The 23451-nt window shown below is 57.2% G+C and carries 25 protein-coding genes and 1 tRNA gene; 18 read left to right on the plus strand and 8 right to left on the minus strand.

Annotated features, from left to right (window positions below):
• The first annotated feature begins 198 nt into the window (after window positions 1-198).
• Window positions 199-330 carry a hypothetical protein gene (locus ACR0IK_RS02635; RefSeq protein ID WP_480588923.1) on the plus strand — a complete coding sequence of 44 codons (132 nt, stop codon included), beginning with the start codon at window positions 199-201 and terminating at the stop codon, window positions 328-330.
• A 52-nt stretch (window positions 331-382) separates the two neighbouring features.
• Here ACR0IK_RS02635 and ACR0IK_RS02640 read toward each other — a convergent pair whose 3' ends face one another.
• The 3 genes from ACR0IK_RS02640 to ACR0IK_RS02650 are packed head-to-tail and all read right to left on the minus strand — an operon-like array spanning window position 383 to window position 2435.
• Window positions 383-1540 (minus strand): HD domain-containing protein, encoded by a 1158-nt coding sequence (locus tag ACR0IK_RS02640; protein ID WP_480640358.1) that lies wholly within the window; start codon window positions 1538-1540, stop codon window positions 383-385.
• Complete coding sequence (locus ACR0IK_RS02645; RefSeq protein WP_480588919.1) at window positions 1537-1782, minus strand: hypothetical protein; 246 nt, start codon at window positions 1780-1782, stop codon at window positions 1537-1539. The genes ACR0IK_RS02640 and ACR0IK_RS02645 overlap by 4 nt, the downstream gene beginning before the upstream one ends.
• Entirely contained in the window at window positions 1782-2435 is a 654-nt protein-coding gene (locus ACR0IK_RS02650; protein WP_170413326.1) for an alpha/beta hydrolase, read from the minus strand. Before ACR0IK_RS02650 ends, ACR0IK_RS02645 begins: the two co-directional genes overlap by 1 nt.
• A 177-nt stretch (window positions 2436-2612) precedes the next feature.
• Between ACR0IK_RS02650 and iscR the strand changes: the two genes are divergently transcribed.
• The 12 genes from iscR (at window position 2613) to ACR0IK_RS02710 (ending at window position 12330) form a co-directional block, all read left to right on the plus strand.
• Entirely contained in the window at window positions 2613-3071 is a 459-nt protein-coding gene (gene iscR / locus ACR0IK_RS02655) for a Fe-S cluster assembly transcriptional regulator IscR (RefSeq protein WP_480588917.1), read from the plus strand.
• 57 nt (window positions 3072-3128) lie between these two features.
• Window positions 3129-4172 (plus strand): cysteine desulfurase family protein, encoded by a 1044-nt coding sequence (locus tag ACR0IK_RS02660; protein WP_480640359.1) that lies wholly within the window; start codon window positions 3129-3131, stop codon window positions 4170-4172.
• Window positions 4173-4190: 18 nt separating this feature from the next.
• Window positions 4191-5711, plus strand: coding sequence for a Fe-S cluster assembly protein SufB (sufB, locus tag ACR0IK_RS02665; protein WP_480588913.1), 1521 nt, complete (start codon window positions 4191-4193; stop codon window positions 5709-5711).
• The gene (locus ACR0IK_RS02670) at window positions 5711-5914 is read left to right on the plus strand and encodes a hypothetical protein (RefSeq protein ID WP_480640360.1); all 204 of its coding nucleotides are present in this window, start codon (window positions 5711-5713) and stop codon (window positions 5912-5914) included. The genes sufB and ACR0IK_RS02670 overlap by 1 nt, the downstream gene beginning before the upstream one ends.
• Before the next feature lie 2 nt (window positions 5915-5916).
• Window positions 5917-6750, plus strand: coding sequence for a polysaccharide pyruvyl transferase family protein (locus ACR0IK_RS02675; RefSeq protein ID WP_480640361.1), 834 nt, complete (start codon window positions 5917-5919; stop codon window positions 6748-6750).
• Entirely contained in the window at window positions 6743-7498 is a 756-nt protein-coding gene (gene sufC, locus ACR0IK_RS02680) for a Fe-S cluster assembly ATPase SufC (protein ID WP_480640362.1), read from the plus strand. The genes ACR0IK_RS02675 and sufC overlap by 8 nt, the downstream gene beginning before the upstream one ends.
• On the plus strand, window positions 7498-8778 hold the full coding sequence (sufD, locus tag ACR0IK_RS02685; protein ID WP_480640363.1) for a Fe-S cluster assembly protein SufD: 1281 nt from the start codon (window positions 7498-7500) through the stop codon (window positions 8776-8778). The genes sufC and sufD overlap by 1 nt, the downstream gene beginning before the upstream one ends.
• On the plus strand, window positions 8778-9263 hold the full coding sequence (locus ACR0IK_RS02690) for a YIP1 family protein (RefSeq protein ID WP_480640364.1): 486 nt from the start codon (window positions 8778-8780) through the stop codon (window positions 9261-9263). Before sufD ends, ACR0IK_RS02690 begins: the two co-directional genes overlap by 1 nt.
• On the plus strand, window positions 9260-9826 hold the full coding sequence (locus tag ACR0IK_RS02695; RefSeq protein ID WP_480640365.1) for a YIP1 family protein: 567 nt from the start codon (window positions 9260-9262) through the stop codon (window positions 9824-9826). Before ACR0IK_RS02690 ends, ACR0IK_RS02695 begins: the two co-directional genes overlap by 4 nt.
• Before the next feature lie 13 nt (window positions 9827-9839).
• Window positions 9840-11060 (plus strand): cysteine desulfurase, encoded by a 1221-nt coding sequence (locus ACR0IK_RS02700; protein ID WP_480640366.1) that lies wholly within the window; start codon window positions 9840-9842, stop codon window positions 11058-11060.
• Window positions 11061-11126: 66 nt separating this feature from the next.
• Window positions 11127-11203, plus strand: a tRNA-Arg gene (locus ACR0IK_RS02705).
• Between the two features lie 257 nt (window positions 11204-11460).
• Window positions 11461-12330 carry a DMT family transporter gene (locus ACR0IK_RS02710; RefSeq protein WP_480640367.1) on the plus strand — a complete coding sequence of 290 codons (870 nt, stop codon included), beginning with the start codon at window positions 11461-11463 and terminating at the stop codon, window positions 12328-12330.
• A gap of 348 nt (window positions 12331-12678) precedes the next feature.
• On the opposite strand, the gene mepK is transcribed toward ACR0IK_RS02710, so the two are convergent.
• Window positions 12679-13248 carry a peptidoglycan L,D-endopeptidase MepK gene (mepK, locus tag ACR0IK_RS02715; protein ID WP_480640368.1) on the minus strand — a complete coding sequence of 190 codons (570 nt, stop codon included), beginning with the start codon at window positions 13246-13248 and terminating at the stop codon, window positions 12679-12681.
• Between the two features lie 354 nt (window positions 13249-13602).
• Between mepK and ACR0IK_RS02720 the strand changes: the two genes are divergently transcribed.
• From ACR0IK_RS02720 to ACR0IK_RS02735, 4 genes are read left to right on the plus strand one after another with little or no spacing between them, the layout of a single operon-like run.
• Window positions 13603-15207, plus strand: a complete 1605-nt coding sequence (locus ACR0IK_RS02720; RefSeq protein ID WP_480640369.1) for a L,D-transpeptidase family protein — start codon at window positions 13603-13605, stop codon at window positions 15205-15207.
• A gap of 35 nt (window positions 15208-15242) precedes the next feature.
• On the plus strand, window positions 15243-16334 hold the full coding sequence (lpxD, locus tag ACR0IK_RS02725; protein WP_480640370.1) for a UDP-3-O-(3-hydroxymyristoyl)glucosamine N-acyltransferase: 1092 nt from the start codon (window positions 15243-15245) through the stop codon (window positions 16332-16334).
• Window positions 16335-16366: 32 nt separating this feature from the next.
• Window positions 16367-16624, plus strand: coding sequence for an acyl carrier protein (locus ACR0IK_RS02730; protein ID WP_170324939.1), 258 nt, complete (start codon window positions 16367-16369; stop codon window positions 16622-16624).
• 9 nt (window positions 16625-16633) lie between these two features.
• Complete coding sequence (locus ACR0IK_RS02735; RefSeq protein ID WP_480640371.1) at window positions 16634-17842, plus strand: beta-ketoacyl-[acyl-carrier-protein] synthase family protein; 1209 nt, start codon at window positions 16634-16636, stop codon at window positions 17840-17842.
• Window positions 17843-17911: 69 nt separating this feature from the next.
• Here the strand turns inward: ACR0IK_RS02735 and ACR0IK_RS02740 are convergent, their stop codons facing one another.
• Window positions 17912-18517 (minus strand): invasion associated locus B family protein, encoded by a 606-nt coding sequence (locus ACR0IK_RS02740; RefSeq protein ID WP_480588878.1) that lies wholly within the window; start codon window positions 18515-18517, stop codon window positions 17912-17914.
• Window positions 18518-18943: 426 nt separating this feature from the next.
• Here ACR0IK_RS02740 and ACR0IK_RS02745 point away from each other — a divergent pair, with 426 nt between their 5' ends.
• Window positions 18944-20485, plus strand: a complete 1542-nt coding sequence (locus ACR0IK_RS02745; protein ID WP_480640372.1) for a helicase HerA-like domain-containing protein — start codon at window positions 18944-18946, stop codon at window positions 20483-20485.
• 45 nt (window positions 20486-20530) lie between these two features.
• On the opposite strand, the gene ACR0IK_RS02750 is transcribed toward ACR0IK_RS02745, so the two are convergent.
• From ACR0IK_RS02750 to ACR0IK_RS02760, 3 genes are all read right to left on the minus strand, one after another.
• Window positions 20531-20782 (minus strand): hypothetical protein, encoded by a 252-nt coding sequence (locus ACR0IK_RS02750; RefSeq protein ID WP_480588872.1) that lies wholly within the window; start codon window positions 20780-20782, stop codon window positions 20531-20533.
• 187 nt (window positions 20783-20969) lie between these two features.
• On the minus strand, window positions 20970-22412 hold the full coding sequence (locus ACR0IK_RS02755; RefSeq protein ID WP_480640373.1) for a branched-chain amino acid ABC transporter permease: 1443 nt from the start codon (window positions 22410-22412) through the stop codon (window positions 20970-20972).
• On the minus strand, window positions 22409-23419 hold the full coding sequence (locus tag ACR0IK_RS02760; protein ID WP_480640374.1) for a branched-chain amino acid ABC transporter permease: 1011 nt from the start codon (window positions 23417-23419) through the stop codon (window positions 22409-22411). The genes ACR0IK_RS02755 and ACR0IK_RS02760 overlap by 4 nt, the downstream gene beginning before the upstream one ends.
• Between the last annotated feature and the right edge of the window lie 32 nt (window positions 23420-23451).

A 23451-nucleotide genomic window follows, 5' to 3' on the forward strand; every position in this document is an offset into this window, starting at 1 on the left:
TTCTCGACAGAAGTTTTGCGAGGTTGAGCACGAAATCAGTCAAACGGGCAAGTGAAATTTCGATGCCGCCGCCTGTGTGAAGACGCTACGTCATTAGTGCTGGCCTTTCGTAAGGTCAGGATAACCTGACTATTTTTTGAGAATGCTCTGTGATAAAAAGCCTTTGTTTTTAAAGGTTTTTGTATGTGAGTGTTTTTCATGACGAAATTTGCAAAGTATATCGTCTTTGTTTCGGCGTTGATTGTGGCGCTTGGGTGGCTTGCTGGCGGGGGGTCCGTCGACAAAAACGCGGCCAGTTTTGTTGAACGGTTAGATAGTGATCAGGTTTGAGCGTCTGCTGAAACACAGGAAAAAGAGGTCCTTGGGCCTCTTTTTCTTTTTTCTACGTATCGGTAGTGGCGGCGAAAAAGGCATCAAGCTGCGGCTGAAGCCATGTCCAAAGGCCCGGTGCGCCGCGCTGTATCGGGGTGCCGACCCGCTGTTCGATTTGGGCGAATGTGACATTGTAGTCCACCCATGAACCACCGCCCGTGGCAAGATTGCCGACCGGGGCCTGAAAGCGATCTATGGCTTTGGCGAACCGGGCATCCGGGCTTTCGGCCGCTTCGAACTCGGACCACAAGGACATAAAGCCCGTTTTCTGATCATCCGGAAGCAACCCGAACAGACGTTCGGCGGCGGCCTGTTCCTCGGCCGCTTGCACGGTGTGGTCAACCTGACCGTGGATAGGGTGATCTCCGGCATCGATCTCCACAATGTCATGTAGTAATAGCATTTTCAGCGCACGGTCGATCGAAACGCCGGGGGCCGCGTGTTCCGCCAGAATCCACGCGAACAGCATGATATGCCAGGAATGCTCGGCCGAGTTTTCGAACCGCTCACCGCTGAGCAGGCGTGAGGCGCGGTATACCGACTTCAACTGGTCGGTTTCTGCCAGAAAGGCGAGGCGGGTCGAGAATGTGGTTTCCGTCGGTTGGTCGCCATCCAGCAAGCTCCGGGCGGCGGCGTGGGCCTCGGGAAATTCGGTCTTCAGATAGGCCGCTCGCCCACCGTTCAGATTGTCCCGCACGATTGCCCTGTGTTCGGGCAGTGGGTCGGGCGCACACAGAACCTGAAACATCGGTTGGCACCGATCCAGATATTTGGCGAATTTTGCGTCCGGGCTCTGGTCGGCTTCGAACTCTTGCCACAGGGCAAGACAATCCGCAGCCTGATCCGCAGGTAACAGGCCGAACAACTCGGCTGCAGCGGTATTCTCAAGCCGCTCGACGGCCTGCCAGTCGGTTTGCAGATGGATAGGATGGTCACCAACGATGATTTCGACCAGATCATGCAGCAACAGCATTCGGATGACCCGGTCGACGCTGACGTCAACACTGGCCAAAGGCTGCATCACCAGCGCCCAAAGCGCCAGTTGCCAGCTATGCTCAGCAGCATTCTCCGGGCGGGACTGATCCAGCAGAAAGTTGGCGCGATCAACCGATTTCAGGCTGTCCGCGCGTTTCAGGAATTCGATCTGCGCAGACAGTCTTTCAGTCATTGTTTCTCGATCGCTTTAGTCTTGGCGCGGTGATCCGTCAGTTTCTGGATCACGAATTTACGGGCCTTGCGTTCGGCCAGCCGGACGCGGATTTCGGTCAGGAAAGCTTCTTCCAAGGTCTGAGAGGACGCCCCCAAAAGGTCGCCCACTTCGACAAAGAAACGGTCGTCCCCGGTTTCGTCCATCACTTTCATTGTGTCCTCGGCCAGTTTCGAGGCGAGGGTGGTGATGGTGTCAGACATCAGCGCGTGTTCTCGGTCAGGCGGCGTTTCACATAGTCGCTGACGTCGGTAATCAGCGTGTCCATGTGGCGATCCTGGAAGAAGTGATCGGCGCCCTCAACCTCGTTATGAGTGATGGTGATGCCCTTTTGTTCGTGAAGTTTGTTCACCAGCGAGGTGGTGTCAGCCGGGGGGGCTACCCGGTCGGAAGATCCGTTTATGATCAGACCGGACGAGGGGCAGGGTGCCAGGAACGAAAAATCGTACATGTTGGCAGGCGGCGATACGCTGATAAATCCGGTGATTTCCGGGCGGCGCATCAGCAATTGCATCCCGATCCACGCGCCGAAGGAGAACCCCGCGACCCAACAGTGTTTCGAGTTGTTGTTCATCGACTGCAGGTAATCGAGCGCCGAAGCCGCATCGCTCAGCTCACCCACGCCCTGATCGTATTCGCCCTGACTGCGGCCGACGCCGCGGAAGTTAAAGCGCAACACGGTGAAGCCCATGTTGTAAAACGCATAATGCAGGTTGTAGACGACCTTGTTGTTCATGGTCCCGCCAAATTGTGGATGCGGGTGAAGCACGATGGCGATCGGTGCGTCTTTTTCCTTTTGCGGGTGGTAACGGCCTTCCAGGCGGCCTTCGGGTCCGGGAAAAATCACCTCGGGCATGTGTGCTTTGGTCCTGTCTTTTTCTTCTTGGCGCCGGGATATACTTGACGGTTATCGTCAGGCACCTTAGAACGGTTCTAATTGTATTGCTTTACGCAAGTTGCTGCCTGTCGGAGATACGCACTGGCGGCGGCGGCGTCAATGTTTTCGCGCGGTACCTGCCAAGAGGAAAAGACAATGAAGCTTTCGACCAAGGGTCGTTACGCAATGGTTGCACTGGCCGATATTGCGACTCAGCCTCAGGATACCCTGGTGACACTGGGGGAAATCTCGGAGCGGCAGGATATCTCTCTGCCGTATCTGGAGCAGCTTTTCGTCAAGCTGCGTCGCGCTGATCTGGTGTCCTCGGTTCGGGGGCCGGGTGGAGGCTATCGCTTGGCGCGCCCCGCATCGGAAATTCGCGTGGTCGAGGTTCTGGCGGCCGTAGATGAAACGGTTGATGCGCTGCAAAAAGGTGCAGGGGCGTCCGGCGCATCATCAGGAAGCAGGGCGCAATCGCTGACCAACCGTCTGTGGGAAAGCCTGAGTGCGCATGTCTATGTATTCCTGCACCAGACGCGGTTGTCGGATGTGATTAAAAACGATCTTGCTCCGTGCCCTGCGGTGCCCAGTCTGTTCGCCGTTGTGGATGAGTGATGTGATGCGTCAGAAATCCGGCAACGCGGTTATTCGCATTTGGAAAAAGGTGAATCCGTGACTCGCATTTACCTGGATCACAACGCGACAACCCCACTGCGACCCGAAGCGCGTGAGGCGATGATTGCGGCGATGGAACTCTGCGGAAATCCGTCCTCGGTTCATGCCGAAGGGCGCGCGGCCAAGGCGGTGGTTGAACGCGCGCGGGCGCAAATCGCATCCGCTTTTGGGGCGGATGGGGCGGATATCGTGTTCACCTCGGGCTCAACCGAAGGGGCAGCGCTGGCGCTTGGGGGGCGGAACCTGCATGGATCGTCTATTGAGCATGACGCTGTAAGGGCTTGGATCTCCGAGGATCTACCCGTAGCGATGTCCGGTCAGGTGCAGGTGTCAGAGCCGGAAAACTCGACCCTGCAACTGGTCAATTCGGAGACCGGGATTGTTCAGAAGCTTCCCAAGGGGGTAGCCGTAACCGATGCGACGCAGGCGTTTGGCAAACTGCCCGTTGCGTTCAACTGGCTGGATACCCAGATGGCGTTGATCTCGGCCCATAAGCTGGGTGGCCCAAAGGGGATCGGCGCTGTCGTGATGAAACGCGGCACGGACCTGCCTGCCCAGATCAAGGGGGGAGGTCAGGAAATGGGCCGTCGTTCGGGTACGGAAAATGTCATTGGAATCGCGGGGTTCGGGGCTGCGGCTGAGGCCGCGGCCCGGGATTTGGCCAATGGCGTTTGGGAGCAGGTTCAAGAATTTAGAAATATTCTAGAAAAGGCCCTTGAGGCTGGTTCTAAATCTACTATTTTTGTCGGGAAAGATCAGGATCGCCTGCCCAATACCTTGTGTTTCGCAACCCCCGGCTGGAAGGGAGAAACGCAAGTGATGCAGATGGACTTGGCGGGCTTTGCGGTCAGCGCGGGTTCGGCCTGTTCCAGCGGCAAGGTGCGCGCCAGCGCGGTTCTTACGGCAATGGGATATGACGAGGTCTCGGCAGCCAGCGCGATACGCGTGTCGCTTGGCCCTTTGACTACGCAGGAAGATGTGCTGCGCTTCGCCGAAGCGTGGCTTGAAAAAGAGAAAAAGCATCGCGCGCGTGCCGCGTGATTTGACGGAGTGAAGGATATGGCCGCTTTGGACCAGACCCAGGTAAAAGAAGGTGTCGATCAGGAAACCGTGGATGCTGTGCGCGAGGTTGGCACCTACAAATACGGCTGGGATACCGATATCGAGATGGAATATGCGCCCAAGGGCGTGAACCCGGATATCGTCCGCCTGATCTCTGAGAAAAACGAAGAGCCCGAGTGGATGACCGAATGGCGTCTGTCGGCTTTTGAACGCTGGACCAAGATGGAAGAACCGAAATGGGCGATGGTGCATTACCCGCCGATCGACTTTCAGGACCAGTATTACTATGCCCGTCCGAAATCGATGGAGGAAAAGCCGAAATCGCTGGATGAGGTCGATCCCAAACTGCTGGCCACTTACGAAAAGCTCGGTATCCCTCTGAAAGAACAGATGATTCTCGCGGGCGTTGAAGGCGCCGAAGACATGCCCGCAGAAGGCCGCAAGGTCGCGGTGGACGCGGTGTTCGACTCGGTCTCCGTGGGTACGACCTTCAAGGACGAGCTGGCAAAGCACGGCGTGATCTTCTGCTCCATCTCCGAGGCGATCAAGGATCATCCTGAACTGGTTAAGAAGTATCTGGGCACCGTGGTTCCGGTGTCGGACAACTTCTACGCCACGCTGAACTCGGCCGTGTTCTCGGACGGGTCCTTCGTTTACATCCCGCCGGGCGTCCGCTGCCCGATGGAGTTGAGCACCTATTTCCGCATCAACGCGGAGAACACCGGTCAGTTTGAACGCACCCTGATCATCGCCGACAAGGGCTCGTACGTGTCCTATCTGGAAGGCTGCACCGCACCCCAGCGCGACACTGCGCAGCTGCACGCGGCCGTGGTTGAAATCATCGTCGAGGAAGACGCTGAAGTTAAGTACTCGACCGTTCAGAACTGGTTCCCCGGGGATGAAAACGGGAAGGGCGGTATCTACAACTTTGTGACAAAACGCGCCGATTGCCGTGGCGACCGATCCAAAGTGATGTGGACACAGGTGGAAACCGGCTCGGCCGTGACCTGGAAATACCCGTCCTGCATCCTGCGCGGCGATGACAGCCAAGGTGAGTTCTACTCGATCGCTATCACCAACAACTATCAGCAGGCCGACACCGGCACCAAGATGGTTCACCTGGGCAAGAACACAAAATCGCGCATCGTGTCCAAGGGTATCAGCGCGGGTAAGGCGCAGAACACCTATCGTGGTCTGGTCTCGATGCACCCCAAGGCCAAGGACAGCCGGAATTACACGCAGTGTGACAGCTTGCTGATCGGCGATAAATGCGGGGCGCACACGGTTCCGTATATCGAGGTCAAAAACAACTCTTCGCGCGTGGAACACGAGGCAACGACATCCAAGGTGGATGATGACCAGTTGTTCTACTGCCGCCAGCGCGGCATGGACGAGGAAGAGGCCGTGGCACTGGTCGTTAACGGGTTCTGCAAGGACGTACTGCAGGCGCTGCCGATGGAGTTTGCCATGGAAGCGCAGCAACTGGTGGCAATTTCGCTGGAAGGCTCTGTCGGTTGATGGCGCGGACACCCCGGAAAAGCATCCAAAGGGATGATGTGCTGACCTGGCTTGGATATGCATTGCCGGTTTTGGGCGGCCTGCTCGGGGTGGCCTACGTCAACATCTTCTACATGAACTTCATCAACCCGGTCTGGGCGGTGGGCATCGGGGCAGTCCTTGGTTGGGTTGCTGCGCGTCTGCTTAGGAAAGTTCTGGGATAGGTATGGAACACTCGACGCCACAGCCTGAGGCAGCGCCAATCAAGCTGTATTGGTGGAACCAAGCCGCAAATTTCGGCGATGACTTGTCGCGGGACGTCGTGGCCCATGTGTCGGGCCGTGATGTTGTCTGGGCGAAACCAGTGAAAGCCGACCTGTTTGGGATCGGTTCAATCATGGCTTTTGTCAGCCGTGGTGCGCTGGGACGGGGGTCTCCCGTGAAGCCCGTGATCTGGGGCAGTGGCTGCATGGCGCCGTTGAATACCAAGTTTCTCGAGGCGGTTGAACCTCCGAAAGTTGTACGTGGCCCGATTACGGCATCCCTTTTGGAACTGAAGAATGTCGCTTTTGGTGACCCGGGTATTTTGGCCAGGGATGTCTACGGCACGGTCGCGGACCGACAGGATGTCGTAGGCATTATCCCGCATCACAGCGAGGTTGACGATCCGGCCGTTGCAGCCCTGATCGCATCGGACCCCAGGTTCCGGCTGATTGATACAAGGCGTCCTGCCCGGGTTGTCTGTGCCGAAATCGCGGCCTGCGCGCAGGTCTTTTCATCAAGCCTGCACGGGCTGATCGTTGCGGACAGTTACGGGGTAACCAACCACTGGTTCGCGCTGAACGAAATACACCGCAAACCGGGTCTGAAATTTTATGACTACGCAACCGGAATTGAACGCGCTTTGGCTCCGCCTCTTGAGGTTGGAGACATAGCGAAACAAGCAAAGAACGAGCCTCCGGCTTCGCTGGCCTACCAGAACGGTATTGAAAAAAGCCAGTCGAACCTTTTGGAGCGCTTTTCAATGAACATCCAGGAAACGGAACTCCACCATGCTTGAAATAAAAAATCTGCACGTGCAACTTGAAGAAGAAGACAAGCAGATCCTGAAAGGTGTGGACCTGACGGTTGAGGCTGGCAAGGTACACGCGATCATGGGGCCGAACGGCTCGGGGAAGTCGACGCTCAGCTATGTGCTATCGGGGCGTGATGGTTATGATGTTACCGAAGGTTCGGCCACGCTGGACGGTGAGGATCTGCTGGAGATGGAACCGGAAGAGCGCGCCGCCGCAGGTGTCTTCCTTGCGTTCCAGTACCCGGTTGAAATTCCGGGCGTAGGCAACATGACCTTCTTGCGGACCGCCGTGAACGCGCAGCGCAAGGCACGTGGACAAAAAGAACTGTCCGCTGCCGAATTCCTGAAAGAAGTGCGTGCTAAGGCCAAATCGCTGAAAATCGACGCGGATATGCTCAAGCGTCCGGTGAACGTCGGCTTCTCGGGCGGTGAGAAAAAGCGAAACGAAATCCTGCAGATGGCGATGCTGGAACCCAAAATGTGCATCCTGGACGAGACCGACTCGGGCCTTGATGTGGACGCGATGAAGCTGGTGTCGGAAGGTGTGAACGCTCTGCGTGATGAGGGACGCGGGTTCCTGGTCATCACCCACTATCAGCGTCTGCTGGACCACATCAAACCTGATGTCGTTCATATCATGGCGGATGGTCGTATCGTGAAATCTGGCGGCCCTGAACTGGCACTGGAAGTTGAACATAACGGTTACGCCGACATTCTGGCCGAGGTGAACTAATGGCTTTGCCGCAAGCAAAACAGACCGCGACCGAGGAACGGTTGGCCGCGTTGACCATGCCCGATGCCGGATGCACGCGTGCCGCGCGTGAAGATGCTCTGGCGCGCGTGTTGGAGATGGGACTGCCCGGACGGCGCGACGAGTACTGGAAATACACGCGCCCAGACACTTTGATTTCGCCGGAAGCTCCGCATGCCGCGCTGTTTCACACGGATGAGGAGACATTGTTCGGCGATATAGACCGATTGAAAATCGTCTTCGTCGACGGTGTGTTCAGCGCCGAGGAATCGGATGAACTGGAGCTGGAAGGCGTCAACATTGATCGGATCGAGGATATCTGCTGCAAGGATATTCACTGGGCCAAGGAACTGTACGGCGTTCTTGAGGCGCGTGGGCAGTCTCCGGTGCAACGGCCTTTGGCAGCGCTGAACACGGCCTTTGCAGAAGATGGCGTAGCGATTCACGTCACCGGCAAACCGTCCAAGCCGATCAGCCTGATCTATCGTCATGCGTCAGAAACGTCGGATGCCATGCTGCACCATATTGTCCGCGTCGAAAGCGGTTCCGAAGTGACGATCCTGGAAAATGGCCCGGCAGCGTCGCGTTTCAACAAATGCATGGAGATCGACATTGCCGACAACGGCACGCTGCATCACGTGCGCGCGCAGGGTCGCGATCACGAGCGTCGGGCGATGACTCATATGTTCACCCGTTTGGGCAGGGAATCGACCTATAAGTCGTTCACCCTGACCGCAAATGGCGTTCTGACTCGTAACGAGCAGGTCGTCGAACTGACCGGTGACGATGCGGTGGCCCATGTGGCCGGTGCCTGCGTTGGCGATGGGGATTTCCATCACGACGATACCGTCTTCATCACCCATGACGCGGTGAACTGCGAAAGCCGTCAGGTGTTCAAGAAGGTTCTGCGCAACGGCGCCACCGGTGTTTTCCAGGGCAAGATCCTTGTAAAGGAAGGAGCGCAGAAAACCGATGGCTATCAGATCAGCCAGTCGCTGCTGTTGGATGATGACAGCCAGTTTCTGGCCAAGCCCGAGCTTGAGATCTATGCCGATGACGTCGCGTGTTCACACGGTTCCACTTCGGGTGCGATCGACGAGACGGCCCTGTTTTACCTGCGCTCGCGCGGGGTTCCGGTCAAGGATGCCACCAATATGCTGACGCTGGCCTTTCTGGCCGAGGCGGTGGACGAGATCGAAGACAACGAACTGGCCGATGCGATCGTGACCCGTTTGGAAGGCTGGCTGGCGCGGCGCAGCTGATGCCTGTCACATCGGATATCGTGGCCACGTACCGGGGGCCGGGGCGCGTAGTGCGTCGGCTTCTGGACTCGGGTGAACGGGAAGACAGAGCGCTGATCTTTGTAATGGGATTCTGCGTGGTAGCTTTTATCGCGCAGCTTCCCAGCCTTGCCCGGCGGGCGCATCTGGAAGGGCTTGAGCTGAACATGCTGATGGGTGGGGCCTTGTTGGGCACGGTTATCATCTTGCCGCTGTTTTTCTACTTTCTGGCCTTTATGTCCTATGGCGCTGCCCGGTTGGCTGGAGGGCGCGGAACAGCCTACGGAGCCCGGCTTTCACTTTTCTGGGCGCTGTTGGCATCAACGCCTCTGGTGCTGTTGAACGGCTTGGTCGCCGGGTTCGTTGGACCCGGCCCGGCATTGACCTTGGTTGGATTGATCTGGCTCGGGATCTTTGTGTGGTTCTGGCTGGCCGGTCTCAGACAAGCGCAAAGGCGGTTGGAATGAATTCTACGTCCCTTGCCAACCTTGCGGTTCTGACGGTGACCAACCCGGCCCAGACCGCACGCCTGTTGCTGGCCAAGCGCCCCGGGCGCGAGGTTTTGTGGCTGGGGTTTTTTCTGGCCGTGGTTTTAAGTTGCCTGCTTCAGGTAGGGGTTGCGCAACTGCTACCGATCCCTCCAGACCAACCCGTTCCCGCGACCGAGCCGGTGTTGCTGATCCTTGCCCGTTCAGCCGGTGCCATTATGCTGAGTATCTTGGCGTTTTTGATGTTCGGGCGTTTGTTTGGCGGTGTCGGCACCTTCGACGACGTTTTTCTTCTGACAGTCTGGCTGCAATACCTGCAGATCGCCGGGTTGGTTTTGTCGCTGGTATCGTTGCTCGTGCTGCCGCTGTTGATCGTCGTAATCACTCTCGCGACAGCTGTGTTGAGCCTTTACGTCACGCTCCATTTCCTGAATGAAGCGCATAAGTTCGGATCGCTCTGGAAATCCTTCGGGGTCATATTGCTGTCTGCCCTTGTGGCAGTGCCCTTTGTCCTCGCGTTAACGCCTAGCGGCCCGGTATAGGGATAAGAAGACCATGTATGACGTAGAAAAAATCCGGGCAGACTTTCCAATTCTGTCGCGCGAGGTGAATGGCAAGCCGCTGACCTATCTGGACAACGGGGCCTCGGCGCAAAAGCCTCAGGTCGTGATCGATGCGGTGACGCGGGCCTATGCCGAGGAATACTCGAACGTTCACCGCGGTCTGCATTTCCTGTCGAATCTGGCGACCGAGAAGTATGAGGCCGTCCGCGGCACCATCGCTCGTTTTCTGGGCGCGGCGGATGAGAATGAGATCGTCCTGAACTCGGGCACGACCGAGGGGATCAATCTGGTCGCTTACGGCTGGGCGATGCCACGGCTGCAGGCGGGCGATGAGATCGTCCTCAGCGTCATGGAGCACCACGCCAACATAGTCCCCTGGCATTTCCTGCGCGAACGTCAGGGGGTCGTCCTGAAATGGGTGGACGTAGATGCCGAGGGCGGCCTGGATCCGCAGGCCGTGATCGACGCGATTGGACCCAAGACCAAACTGGTCGCCGTGACCCAGTGCTCGAACGTTCTGGGCACCGTGGTTGATGTAAAGGCCATCACAGCAGGTGCTCATGCCAAAGGTGTTCCCGTACTGGTCGACGGCAGCCAGGGTGCCGTTCATATGCCGGTCAATGTGCAGGATATCGGCTGCGATTTCTATGCGATCACCGGACACAAGCTATACGGCCCGTCTGGCTCGGGTGCGATCTACATCAAGTCTGAACGTATGGCGGAGATGCGCCCCTTTATCGGGGGCGGCGACATGATCAAAGAGGTCAGCAAGGACCAGGTGATCTATAACGACCCGCCAATGAAGTTCGAGGCCGGAACCCCCGGTATCGTTCAGACCATCGGCTTGGGCGTGGCGCTGGATTACATGATGGATTTGGGGATGGAGAACATCGCCGCCCATGAAGCCGGGATTCGCGACTATGCGATGCAACGCCTGACCGGCTTGAACTGGGTTCAGGTGCAGGGAACTCGTGCGGACAAGGCGGCCATCTTCAGCTTTACGCTGGACGGGGCAGGGCATGCGCATGATGTGTCGACGATTCTCGACAAGAAAGGCGTCGCCGTGCGCGCGGGCCACCATTGCGCAGGCCCGTTGATGGATTTCTATGGTGTGACCGCGACCTGCCGCGCCAGTTTTGGCCTGTATAACACCAAAGGAGAGGTCGACACGCTGATCGACGCGCTGGAACTGGCGCACGATCTGTTCGCGTGAAAGCTGACTGATCCGGGTAGATTTGCAGTTGCACCCAGATCGGAACAAGGTTAGCTAACGGCCAAGGCACCTGTAGCTCAGCTGGATAGAGCGCTGCCCTCCGAAGGCAGAGGCCAGAGGTTCGAATCCTCTCAGGTGCGCCATATTTTCTAAAAATGTTGAAGCAGAAAGACTTATGTGGTCTTAGTTTGAAGCCATTCGGGTTCAATTTGATCCCACATTATGCCTCCATTATGCGTCTGTTGTTCGTGGCGCTAAGCCCGAACTATCAACAAGTGTAGCACGCGTGCGCGATGAATTTCTGCTTTAGTGTTGGCAGTCCTGTGTTAGCTCTTGTTTTATGGAAACACCATCAGCACAACCCAGACCGGCTGTTCCCTATGCGCTAGCGGTTGGTGGTGTGCTTTTCGCCTCAGTTTGTTTCGGGCTGGTTCCATACTTCAGCCGGGGGTTGACCGAGCAGGGTGTTGCTCCATACGCCGTCGCATTCTATCGCTACATCGTTGCCGCAGTTCTGCTGCTACCTGTTCTCTTCATACATCGTAAATCATGGCGCGAGATTTGCTGGGGGCTTGCTGTCGGCGTAGTGATGGGGCTTGGGTGGATTGGATATGTGACCGCGCTAGAGACATTGCCCGCTTCGACAGTAGGTGTGCTCTATATGACCTATCCGGTTTTCACGTTGATTTTCGCCTGGGTCTTGTTCGCCGATTCACCAACGAGGCGTGCCTTGGTTGCCTCGGGGCTTATCACATTGGCGGCAATCATAGCGGCCGGCACATCCGCGTCTGTGCCCCTAGAGCACATCCCAACACTCTTGATTTCGCTTGCGGCTCCTTTTGGTTTTGGCTTCGGTATATGTGTCTTGGTCCATAGGCTGTCCCGCATCGCGCCTCTTGCCCGCATTGCGTCAGTATCCCTGGGATCTGTTCTTGGACTCTTACCTCTGATGATGAGTGCCGATCTCGCAAAGCTTCTCCCCGAAGGGCAATCTGACTGGGTTTTGATAGTCGGGATAGGCTTAATTACAGCGCTTGTCCCACAGCTCATATACACTATCTGTTCACCGTTGATCGGCGCTTCTCAAACTGCAGTCGTCGGGAGCATAGAACTGCCCACGATGTTTGCAGTTGGTTTTTTTGCTTTTGGCGAAGCGATTACGGTGCCACAAGCCATGGCCTGCGTTTTAGTTCTGAGTGCTATTGCAATCACTAGAAGTCGAACGACACGCACGGTTACGGCTGTGATTTCCAAAGAACAAAAAAAGTAAGTTGGGTGCTTTGGTAGCACTGACCCATGTGCTTCGTGATTGCCAGGGCTACATGGCTTTTACTGTTTAACGCTGAGAGAAGACTATGCTTACCGGTCAATTTGACACGGTGTGAGAGCCTAATCAATCAGAGTGCATGGGCTAATTGTTTCCTTTTGGAGGCATCACAAAATGCAAGGCGAAAATTGATCAGATGCCAAAACCTATACGTCGAAGGAAGCATCTAGCCATTCTCCTAGCCTGTTGGTCCGCAGGCTGTATTTCAGATTCAAAAGGTATCGCTTTTTGTGCACAAAAAAACAAAGAGCGCCCGAGGGCGCTCGTCGTTTTGAAGTTTATTGCGGGGAGTTAACCGCCCCAGCTGCGGACTTCACCGCAATCCATATGGACGAAATTCGAGCGGGAGTATTTGCCGACGCCACCCGCGCGGCAGGACATGGCCGCCTTGGCCATCTGCGAGACCGAACGCGATGACAGGCGCAGGTCGGCGGCCTGACCTTTCATATGCAGTGAGTTCTTGGCAACCCGACGCGAACGCGACCGCAGCATGGCGTTGGTCTGCGGTGATCGATATCCCGAAAGCAGCATGTACGGTTCGTTCACATCCAGAAGGTTGTGCGAGGCCGCCATGATATCAATGGTGCGCAGGTCCATGCCCTTGACCTGATCGGTCCGCCAGTCGCGCATGAAATGGTTGACCTCTTTCACGGCGTCCTTGATGTACTTGCCATCAACCCAATAGATCATGTCGATGCGTTCGCCGGTGCGACCGGAATACATGCGAATCCGTCGAATATCGCCGCCGCCCCGAAGGAATCCTGCTGCATTGGAATAGGTCGGTGCCGCCACAACTGCCGTAGCCGCAAATGCGCCCAGAAGGGCACGCCGGGTCAAGCCCGAGGTACTGCTCATCGTCATTTTAGTTTCGTCCCGTACTGTTCCTGCCTGCACACGATGTTACGCGCGCGTTCTTAATTTTTTTCCATCCCAGATGCGGGATTTATGACACAGTCGCGAAAAACAGCCAAGAAGTCTTTCAAAATCACCTTTTCAAGGGGGAATTTTCGGCAGTTTTTTGCGCAGTTGATGCGTTTATGTATAATTCAGAAGCATTTGGTGGCGCCATTCCGCCGGGCGATGCAAACACGCATCACGCTCCGATAGATGCGCCGCGTTGATACATTTGTGAATAGACAAGCTGCCCGGGACGCAATCATAGTTGATCGGCACGCTCGCGAGCGGCGTAAAATTAAGAATAATCAAGGCCATCCCATGTTCTCAGGTTTTCAGACGCGTACTGGTTTCTTTTTAACGGCATGTTTTCTGGCTTCGGCATCTGTCTCAAGCGCAGGAGCCCGGCCGGCAACGGCTTATCAGATGGCGGTCGCTGAATTTGCCCCGCCGGGGTCCGGAATTGCGGAATTCTACCGGGAAAACGGGTTTGCGCCGGTTTGGGTAGGGGAAACGCCCGCGCACATGGCGCGGCGAGCACAGTTGATCCGGGCATTGTCAGGCACCGAATTGCACGGTTTGCCGCAAGGCTCCTACAGCGTTCAAGCGCTTTTGGATCAAATGCAGAGCGCACGCACGACGCGTGATCTCGGCGCTGTCGAGATCCGGTTAAGTCGTGCTTTTGTGGAATATGCCCGGAACCTCCAATCCGGCGCGTTGCGGCCATCTGAAATTGACGACGGTCTAGTTCGAAAAGTCGAACGCACCTCGGCCAAGGATCATCTTCAAGGGCTGATCGCTGCGGAAAACGGAAGCTATTTCGATCAGCTTGCTCCGCAATCAACGCAATACCGGGCGTTGATGAAGCAGAAACTGGTTCTGCAAACCCTTGTCAACCAAGGTGGCTGGGGGCCGACTGTTCCGGTGTCCAAGCTGGAATATGGTGATACGGGACCAGATGTAATCAAGCTGCGTAACCGATTGGTTTCCATGGGTTATCTGCGACCGACGGCCAACCCGGATTTCGATGATGCCTTGTTGGGTGCGATTCAGGCGTTTCAGACAGACCACGGCCTTGCAGCCGATGGGGTCGCCGGGCCGGGCACAATCACCGAACTCAACCGCAGTGCCTCGGATCGGCTCAAGGCCGTATATGTTGCGCTTGAGCGCGAGCGCTGGTTGCCGCGCGAACGGGGCGCACGGCACATTCTGGTCAATCAGACCGATTTTTCCGCCAAAATCATAGATGACGGTTTGATCACCTTCGAAACCCGCGCCGTGATCGGCAAGAACACGCATGACCGCCGCAGCCCCGAATTCTCGGACGAGATGGAGCATATGGTCATCAACCCCAGCTGGTATGTTCCGCGCTCGATCATCACCAAGGAATACCTGCCCAAGCTGAAGTCCAACCCGCACGCGGTTGGTCATATCCAGATCACCGATCGCCGCGGTCGTCAGGTCAATCGCGGTGCCGTGGATTTCACCCAGTTCAACGCGCGCAACTTTCCGTTTGCGATGCGTCAGGCGCCCGGTACCAGCAACGCTTTGGGGTTAGTGAAGTTTATGTTCCCCAACAAGTACAACATTTATCTACATGATACGCCTCAGAAAAGTCTGTTCGCGCGTGAGGTGCGGGCGTTTTCGCACGGCTGTATACGCCTGGCGCAACCGTTTGAGTTCGCCTATGCGCTGTTGGCCAAACAAGAAGAAAACCCAAAGGCGTTTTTCCACCGGGTCCTGAACACGGGCAAAGAAACAACGGTGCAACTGGATCAGCACGTTCCGGTCCATATCATCTACCGAACAGCCTTTATTGGACCCAAGGGCAAGGTTCAGTATCGTCGGGATGTCTATGAGCGGGATCAGAAAATCTGGGAGGCTCTACAGAAGGCAGGGGTAGCCCTGCCGGACGTTCAGGGGTAATCAGCGGGGCAGGTCCTTAAACCGGGAAGCCCGATATGCACTACACCATCCAGCAAATCGCCGACGCCCTTGCGGCAGAAAGCCAAGGCGACACCAGCCTGATTATCCAACGCGTCGCTGAGCCGGCGGATGCCGGATCGTTTGATCTGGCGATGGCGATGTCTCCGAAATATGCCGAGGCGCTGAGCGGTGGGTCTGCAAGGGCCGCCGTCTTGTGGGAAGGTGCCGATTGGCAGGCGTTGGGTCTGCAAGCGGCAATTTTCGTACCCCGGCCGCGTATGGCGATGGCGGGGGTAACCGCGATGCTGGATCGCGGGCAGGGGGTTGAGCCGGGGATTCACCCCTCGGCCGTGATCGACCCGGCGGCTGAAATCGGTGAAGGCGCTTCGATCGGGCCGCTGACCGTCATCGGCGCGCGTGTGCGGATCGGCAAGGGCGCGGTGATTGGCCCGCATTGCGTGATCGGGATGGATGCCGTTATGGGCGATCAAGCGATGCTGCGCGAGATGGTCAGTATCGGTGCGCGGGCGCAAATCGGTGATCGCTTCATTGCCCAACCCGGTGCGCGGATCGGTGGCGACGGGTTCAGTTTCGTCACTCCCGAAGTGTCCGGTGCCGAAAACGCGCGCAAGACGATGGGCGATCAGGGGGAAGCGCGGGCGCAAAGCTGGCTGCGTATCCATTCTCTGGGCGCGGTTGAGATCGGCGACGATGTCGAGGTTGGTGCCAATTGCACGGTTGATAACGGTACGATCCGCAATACGCGCATCGGTAATGGCTCCAAACTGGATAACCTCGTGCATGTCGGTCACAATACCCGTGTTGGGCAGGATTGCCTTCTATGCGGTCAAACCGGCGTGTCCGGGTCGGTCGAGATCGGAAATAACGTGGTGCTGGGCGGCCAAACCGGAGTGGTCGACAACATCTTTATCGGCGACGGTGTGATCGCGGGGGGCGGCACCAAGATTCTGTCCAATGTTCCTGCGGGCCGCGTGATCATGGGCTATCCGGGCGTCAAGATGGAGACCCATACAGAAATCTACAAGGCGCAGCGTCGTCTGCCCCGAATTGCACGTGACGTCGAGGCGCTGAAAAAGGCTGTTTTCAAACAGCCTCCGAGTGATTAAATCATCCTCAACGGGATAATCAGAGGACCGACATGAGCATCACCGACCGCGTCATCGCAATCATTGCTGAGCAGGCCGTGCTGGAGCCTTCGGACGTCACTCCCGAAAGCACGCTTGAGGATCTGGGAATCGACAGTTTGGGTCTGGTCGAAAGCATTTTTGCCATCGAGGAAGAATTCGACATCTCGGTGCCGTTCAACGCCAACGAACCCGAGGCCAGCGATTTCGATATTTCGAATGTCGCCGCCATCATTGCCGGTATCGAAAAGCTTGTGTCGGAAAAGGTCTGACCTGAGCCAATGAAACGCGTTGTTATTACCGGGGCCGGCACGATCAACTCGCTGGGTCATTCGGTCGCCGATACGCTTGAAGCCATGCGCGAAGGGCGTTGCGGCATCTCCGAGCTTGAATTCCGCGATGTTGAGCGTCTTTCCATCAAGATCGGTGGTCAGGTCCGGGGGTTCGAGGCTGAAGGGCGCTTCAACCGCCAACAGATGAGCCTTTACGACCGGTTTACCCAGTTCACCCTGACGGCCGCGAAAGAAGCGATCGATCAATCCGGGATCGAGTTTCATGGTGATCTTGCCGCCCGGTCCGGTGTCGTTCTGGGCACCGCTGGCGGTGGCGTTTCGACCTGGGACGACAACTACCGTTCGGTTTACGAAGACGGCAAGAACCGGGTTCACCCATTCGTTGTGCCCAAGCTAATGAACAACGCTGCGGCCAGCCACGTGTCGATGGAGCACAACCTCAAAGGCCCGAGCTTTACCGTCTCGACTGCCTGCGCGTCGTCCAACCATGCGATGGCGCTGGCGTTCCAGATGGTACGTAGCGGGGCGGCGCCTACGATGATCACCGGCGGGTCGGAATCGATGCTGTGTTTTGGTGGCGTGAAGGCCTGGGAAGGGCTGCGCGTCATGTCCCGCGACGCCTGCCGCCCGTTCAGCGCCAACCGTAACGGAATGGTTCAGGGTGAAGGTGCTGGTATCTTCGTTTTCGAAGAATATGAACACGCGCGCGCCCGTGGCGCCGATATCCTGTGCGAGGTTGTGGGATTTGCCATGACCTCGGACGCATCGGACATTGTGATGCCCAGCAAACAAGGCGCGGCACGGGCCATGGCGGGTGCCTTGGCGGATGCGCGTCTGAATGCGGATCAGGTCAGTTATATCAATGCGCACGGAACCGGCACGGCTGCGAATGACAAAACCGAATGCGCGGCTGTTGCGGATGTGTTCGGTCCGCACGCGGATGATCTGATGATCTCATCCACGAAGTCCATGCACGGACATCTGATCGGTGGAACCGGCGCTGTTGAACTGCTGGCCTGTATCATGGCACTGCGCGATGGTGTTATCGCTCCGACCATCGGCTACGAAGAACCCGACCCGGAATGTGCGCTGGACGTGGTGCCCAACGACGCCCGTGAATCAAAGGTCGAGGTGGCGCTAAGCAACGCGTTTGCCTTCGGCGGGCTAAACGCGGTGCTTGCGCTGAAACGGGTTTGAAGTTTCAACTAACGAATGCAAAAAAAACGCTGCCTGTCGGGACTGGCAGCGTTTTTGGGTTTCATGGGATCAGTTCTGGTTGACGTTCAAGCCGTCGAAACCTGCTGTAAATCCTGTCAGAGACATTTCCATATTGATCACCTGGTCGGGAAACCGGGCCGGAACCAGAGAAAATACGGCTTTTGACCCAGACTTCATCGCATCGATCTCTGCTTGACTGAGGCCAAGCTGCGCTACGCATCCAACGCGGACGCAATGGTGATAGTTGTAAAGCTTTCGCGGTGCGCCGTCGATTGAAAGAGCAAGCTGCGCTTGCAGTAGTGTTTCCAGCGGAACGATTACATTGGCCCAGGCGACAGCAGCGCCACCGGCCGGTAGCTTGCCAATGCTAACCTCAGCCAGCGGTTCACCTTCTTGACCGTTCAGGATCTGGACCATTGCGCAGGGGTCTTCACCAGCTTCTGCTTTGATACAGGACACTTCCCAGTCGCCGGTCTTTTCCTTGACGAATTGCTCACCGGTTCTTGGGCCGGAAGTGCCAAGATCCAGCCCGCTATCCGCCTGAGCGGATGGGGTTTCCTGCGCCTGCGTATCCTGTGTTGCTTCCTGTGCGTATGCGGCTCCGCACCAAAGCGCAGCCACCAGAATGTTAACGGGTAGAAGTTTCTTGATCATGAATGCCTCGGCAGATTGATTGATCTTTTTTGTGGGTCTTACCACCGTTCGAACACGGTGTCAGGCACTAAGCTGCGCAAACGGCCGGATGTGATCAGTTTTCTGCCGTTTTTGGGTGTTCCCGACCAATGAAAAAGGGAGCCGGTGGAGCGGCTCCCTTCAAATATGTTCTCCCCGTCGGACTGGCCGACTTAGTTATGCGCAGACGTTACGAAAGGCGGGCGCAGCGGTCAACTGCAAACCTAAAAAATTAATGGCAGATCCAGCTTTCTGTTAAAAAAACCGCGCCCGAAGGCGCGGTCAGTCGACAGGGAGGAAGTTTGCCGCCTTGTTCCGTTCGCAACAAAGGCGGCGAATTGACTATCGCAGTCAAAGGTTAACTTTGTATGCTGGGGGCAGATCGGTGGAAATTAAGGCCTTACATACATGGAAAATAACATCTTTCTGGGTGGCGCGGGTGACGACTATAGCCAACCCCAATCCCTGACGTTGAAATATGCCAATCGGCACGGGTTGATTGCCGGTGCGACGGGGACCGGCAAAACCGTAACGCTTCAAATTTTGGCTGAAGGCTTTTCGGCCGCAGGCGTTCCTGTGTTTCTGTCAGATGTCAAAGGGGATTTGTCCGGTCTGGCCAAGGCGGGGAGCGACACCCATAAGCTGCATCAAGCGTTTCAGGACCGCGCAAAGCGCATCGGGTTTCAGAATTATGCCTATGCCGCGTGCCCGGTGACGTTCTGGGACCTGTTCGGGCGGCAAGGCCATCCGGTGCGCACAACCGTGACCGAGATGGGTCCGTTGCTGCTGTCGCGCCTCATGGACCTGAGCGAGGCGCAGGAGGGCATCCTGAACATCGCTTTCCGGGTGGCGGACGAAGAAGGAACGCCGCTGCTGGACCTTAAGGACTTGCAGGCCCTGCTGGTCTGGATCGGCGAGAATCGGGCGCAGTTATCCCTGCGTTATGGCAATGTCTCGACTGCTTCGATCGGGGCGATCCAGCGGCGCTTGCTGGTGTTGGAAAACCAGGGCGGGACCAACCTGTTTGGCGAACCCGCGCTGGAGCTGGCCGATCTGATGCGCGCGGATGCGAACGGGCAGGGGATGGTGAACATTCTGGCCTCGGACAGGCTGATGGGGGCTCCGCGTCTTTATGCGACCTTCCTGTTGTGGCTGCTGAGCGAGCTGTTCGAGGAACTGCCCGAGGTTGGTGATCCGGACAAACCCAAGCTGGTCTTCTTCTTTGATGAGGCACATCTGCTGTTCGAAGACGCGCCGAAGGTTTTGGTCGACAAGGTTGAACAGGTCGCGCGGCTGATCCGGTCCAAGGGGGTCGGGGTCTACTTCATTTCGCAAAACCCGGCGGACATCCCCGAGGACATTCTGGGGCAGCTCGGCAACCGGGTTCAGCACGCCCTGCGCGCGTTCACCGCCCGGGATCGCAAGAATCTTCGTCTGGCCGCCGAAACCTATCGCGAGAACCCTGCCTTCGACACCGAAGCCGCAATACGTGAGGTCGGCGTGGGTGAGGCGGTGACCTCGATGCTGCAGAAAAAGGGGGTGCCGGGGATCGTTGAACGCACACTGATCCGCCCGCCCGGTTCGCAGCTTGGGCCCATCACCGAGGCCGAACGTCAGGCGGTTCTGGAAGCTTCTCCTATGCAGGCGAAATACGGCACGCTGAATGATCGCAGGTCAGCGTTTGAAATCCTTCAGGGCCGTGCGGATGAAGCGGCTCAGGCCGCCGCCAAAGCGGAGGAGCAGGAAGAGACGCAGACAGTGGCTGAACGTGAATTTGCGACGGCCCGTCGGTATTCCGGTGGTCGCGTCGGGCGGTCTTCTTCCCGGTTAACGCGGAAGAAGGATACCTTTGCCACCGCCATGAGCGAGGCCGTCATCAAAGAACTCAAAGGCACTACCGGCCGCCGCATAGTTCGCGGTATTCTGGGCGGGTTGTTTCGGGGCCGATAGGTGTATGGCGCCGCGCGGCCTGTCTGCCGTCCGACGTTGATCCTGTTACTTAAGGCGGCGCTGGCCTTCTTGTCTGCAATAGGCGTCCGCCTCGGGCACCGACATTTTTGTGGCCGGGAAATCAATGGCGCGATCCCAGGTCACTCGGTCATGCCGGTACAATTGGCAGGTCACCACTCCCTTTGGCGTCTGGACCTTGACCGGTGTGGTCTCCAGATCTTCGGGTGACGGGATACATGCGGCCAGACTGGCAACCATCGGTAGCATGAGGATCTTGGGGATGAAGGAGTTTTTCATGTGTCGTCTTCTTACTCTCGAGAGGTGGCCAGTAGTTTCAGCCTTGATTGACTAATTAAGCGTGAAGGCGATCTGGCGCAGGTCCGGAACGCGCCCACCGGTAACTTGGTCTATTCAGGTTCGGTTCATGAATCAAGAAACCGCGCCGGTTATGCGGCGCGGTTTTCAAAATTCCCCCTGATACGATCTATTTCTCGGGGATCAGCCCCCTTGGGCTGAATCTGAGAACAATCAGCAAGATCAGGCCCATGGTCAGCAGGCGCATATGCGCGGCGCTTTCGATCAGATGCGCCTTGAGCGCACTGCCATCGGGCAACCCTGATGTGATCAGGCTCATCAGCCACAAGCCGATGGGTTCGACCTGCACCCAGAGGAACCAAATGACAAACGCCCCCAGCACCGCGCCGAAATTATTGCCCGACCCGCCAACGATCACCATCACCCAGACTAGGAAGGTAAACCGCAGCGGCTGATAGGCGCTTGGGGTCAATTGACCGTCCAGAGTGGTCATCATTGCACCGGCAATGCCGCAGATGGCCGAGCCCAGAACAAAAATCTGCAGGTGGCGGCGGGTAACATCCTTGCCCATCGCCTCGGCCGCGACTTCGTTGTCTCGAATGGCACGCATCATGCGGCCCCATGGGCTTTGCAGCGCCTTCTGCGCCATCCACAGCAGAAGCAGCAGCACGATCAGGAACAGCAGCGAATAGCCCAGCTTGACCGAAAGGGTCGAGGCCGTGACCGGGTCCAGCCCCAACCAATCGGCGCGTGCTACAAAGCCGGGATCGCTCTGCAGATCGACCTCATAGCCGACCACAGGGGCAGGGCGCGGAATGCCGTAGACATTCTTGACGCCACGCGCCAACCAGTCCTCGTTTTTCATGATAGCGATGATGATCTCGGCGATACCAAGCGTTGCAATCGCCAGATAATCAGACCGCAGACCCAGCGCCGTTTTACCGATCAGCCATGCGGCACCCGCAGCCAGCAGGCCACCTGCGGGCCATGCCAGCAACACAGGCAGATTCAGTCCGCCAAGGTTGCCCGCGACCGCCGGCTCAATCGCCTCAACAGCCGCGGTGTTGGGATCGAGAACGGCTCGGTACACAAAAAATCCCACGACCAGAATGGCGATGATCGACAGGGTTCGCACTCGGCCTTTCGGCATCTTCTGCGCCACCAGTACGGTGGCCACAACGGTTGCGGCCCCCAGCAGCATAGCCAGAACAATGCCGTACCCGCCCGCGGACCACGCTCCGGGTGTGGTCGGGGTCGAGACCAGCACAACCGCAAGCCCTCCCAGCGCAACAAAACCCATGACGCCGACGTTGAACAGCCCGGCAAAGCCCCATTGCAGGTTCACACCCAGCGCCATGATGGCCGAGATCAGCCCCATATTCAGGATCAGGATCGCCGCGTTCCAACCTTGTAAGAACCCGGTGCTCAAGACGAGGATCGCGACTGCGGCGAACAAAGACGAGTTCTTAAGGCTTTCATTTTGAGTGCGTAAGGCGTGCCAATAGACCCAACCACAAGCAACTTCGCCGACCCCGGCAATGAGGCCAACAGGGCCAAGTACCAAGCCTGCAAGCAGTGGAATTGCAATAGTTGCAATAACTCCGAAGATCATACCGCTTTCCCCTTAAACAGGCCCGTAGGTTTGAACAGAAGCACGATCAGCAGGATGACGAAGCTGACGGCGAATTTGTAATCGGTGGAAAGGAACTGCACCAATCCTGACGGCTCCAGGCTTTCGGGTGCCAGATAGGTCAGCACTTTCTTCCAGGCATAGGTGATCGTCACCTCGGAAAATGCGATGATAAACCCGCCCGCGATGGCACCCAGAGGGCTGCCGAGACCGCCCACGATAGCCGAGGCAAAGATAGGTAGCAGCAGTTGGAAATAGACGAAAGGCTTGAAGCTTTTGTCCAGCCCGTAGAGCACTCCGGCAGTGGTCGCCAGCGCGGCGACGATGATCCATGTGATCATCACCACGCGTTCGGGGTTGATACCAGACAGCAGCGCCAAGTCCTCATTGTCGGAATAGGCGCGCATCGATTTACCGGTGCGTGTCTTGTTGAGGAACCAGAACAACAGCGCCACTGCGACAACGGCCACGATGACGGTAATGCCCTGAGAGGTCTTGATCGCCAGCCCTTCACGCAACCCGGTCATCGCCTTGAAATCCCTCGCAGAGACTATGAACCGCGCCCCGTCCGAAAACCTCTGATCATCCGGCCCGATGATGAAACGCACAAGGCCGTTCATGATGAACATCACGCCCATCGACACGATGACCAGAATAACCGGCTTGGCCTTTTGCTCGCGATAGAACCGATAGACCAGCCGGTCGGTGATCAGCACAAGTACGATACAGCCGAGAATGGCAAAGGGCAGGGCCAGCAGAGCGGTTGGCAGCGGCCCGAAACTGACCCCGGCGGCTTGCATGCCCCATGTGACAAGCACGGCAATCATCGCACCAAAGGCCATCGTGTCGCCATGGGCGAAGTTCGAAAACCGCAGGATGCCGTAGATCAGAGTGACCCCCAACGCCCCCAGTGCCAGCTGGCTGCCATAGGCAATTGCCGGCACCAACACAAAATTCGCAAGCGCGACTAACGCGTTCAGTATGTCCATCTCACCTTCTCATTCCGTCGGGTGCGGCCTTA

It is taken from the genome of Ruegeria sp. BF7 (genome assembly GCF_056538605.1).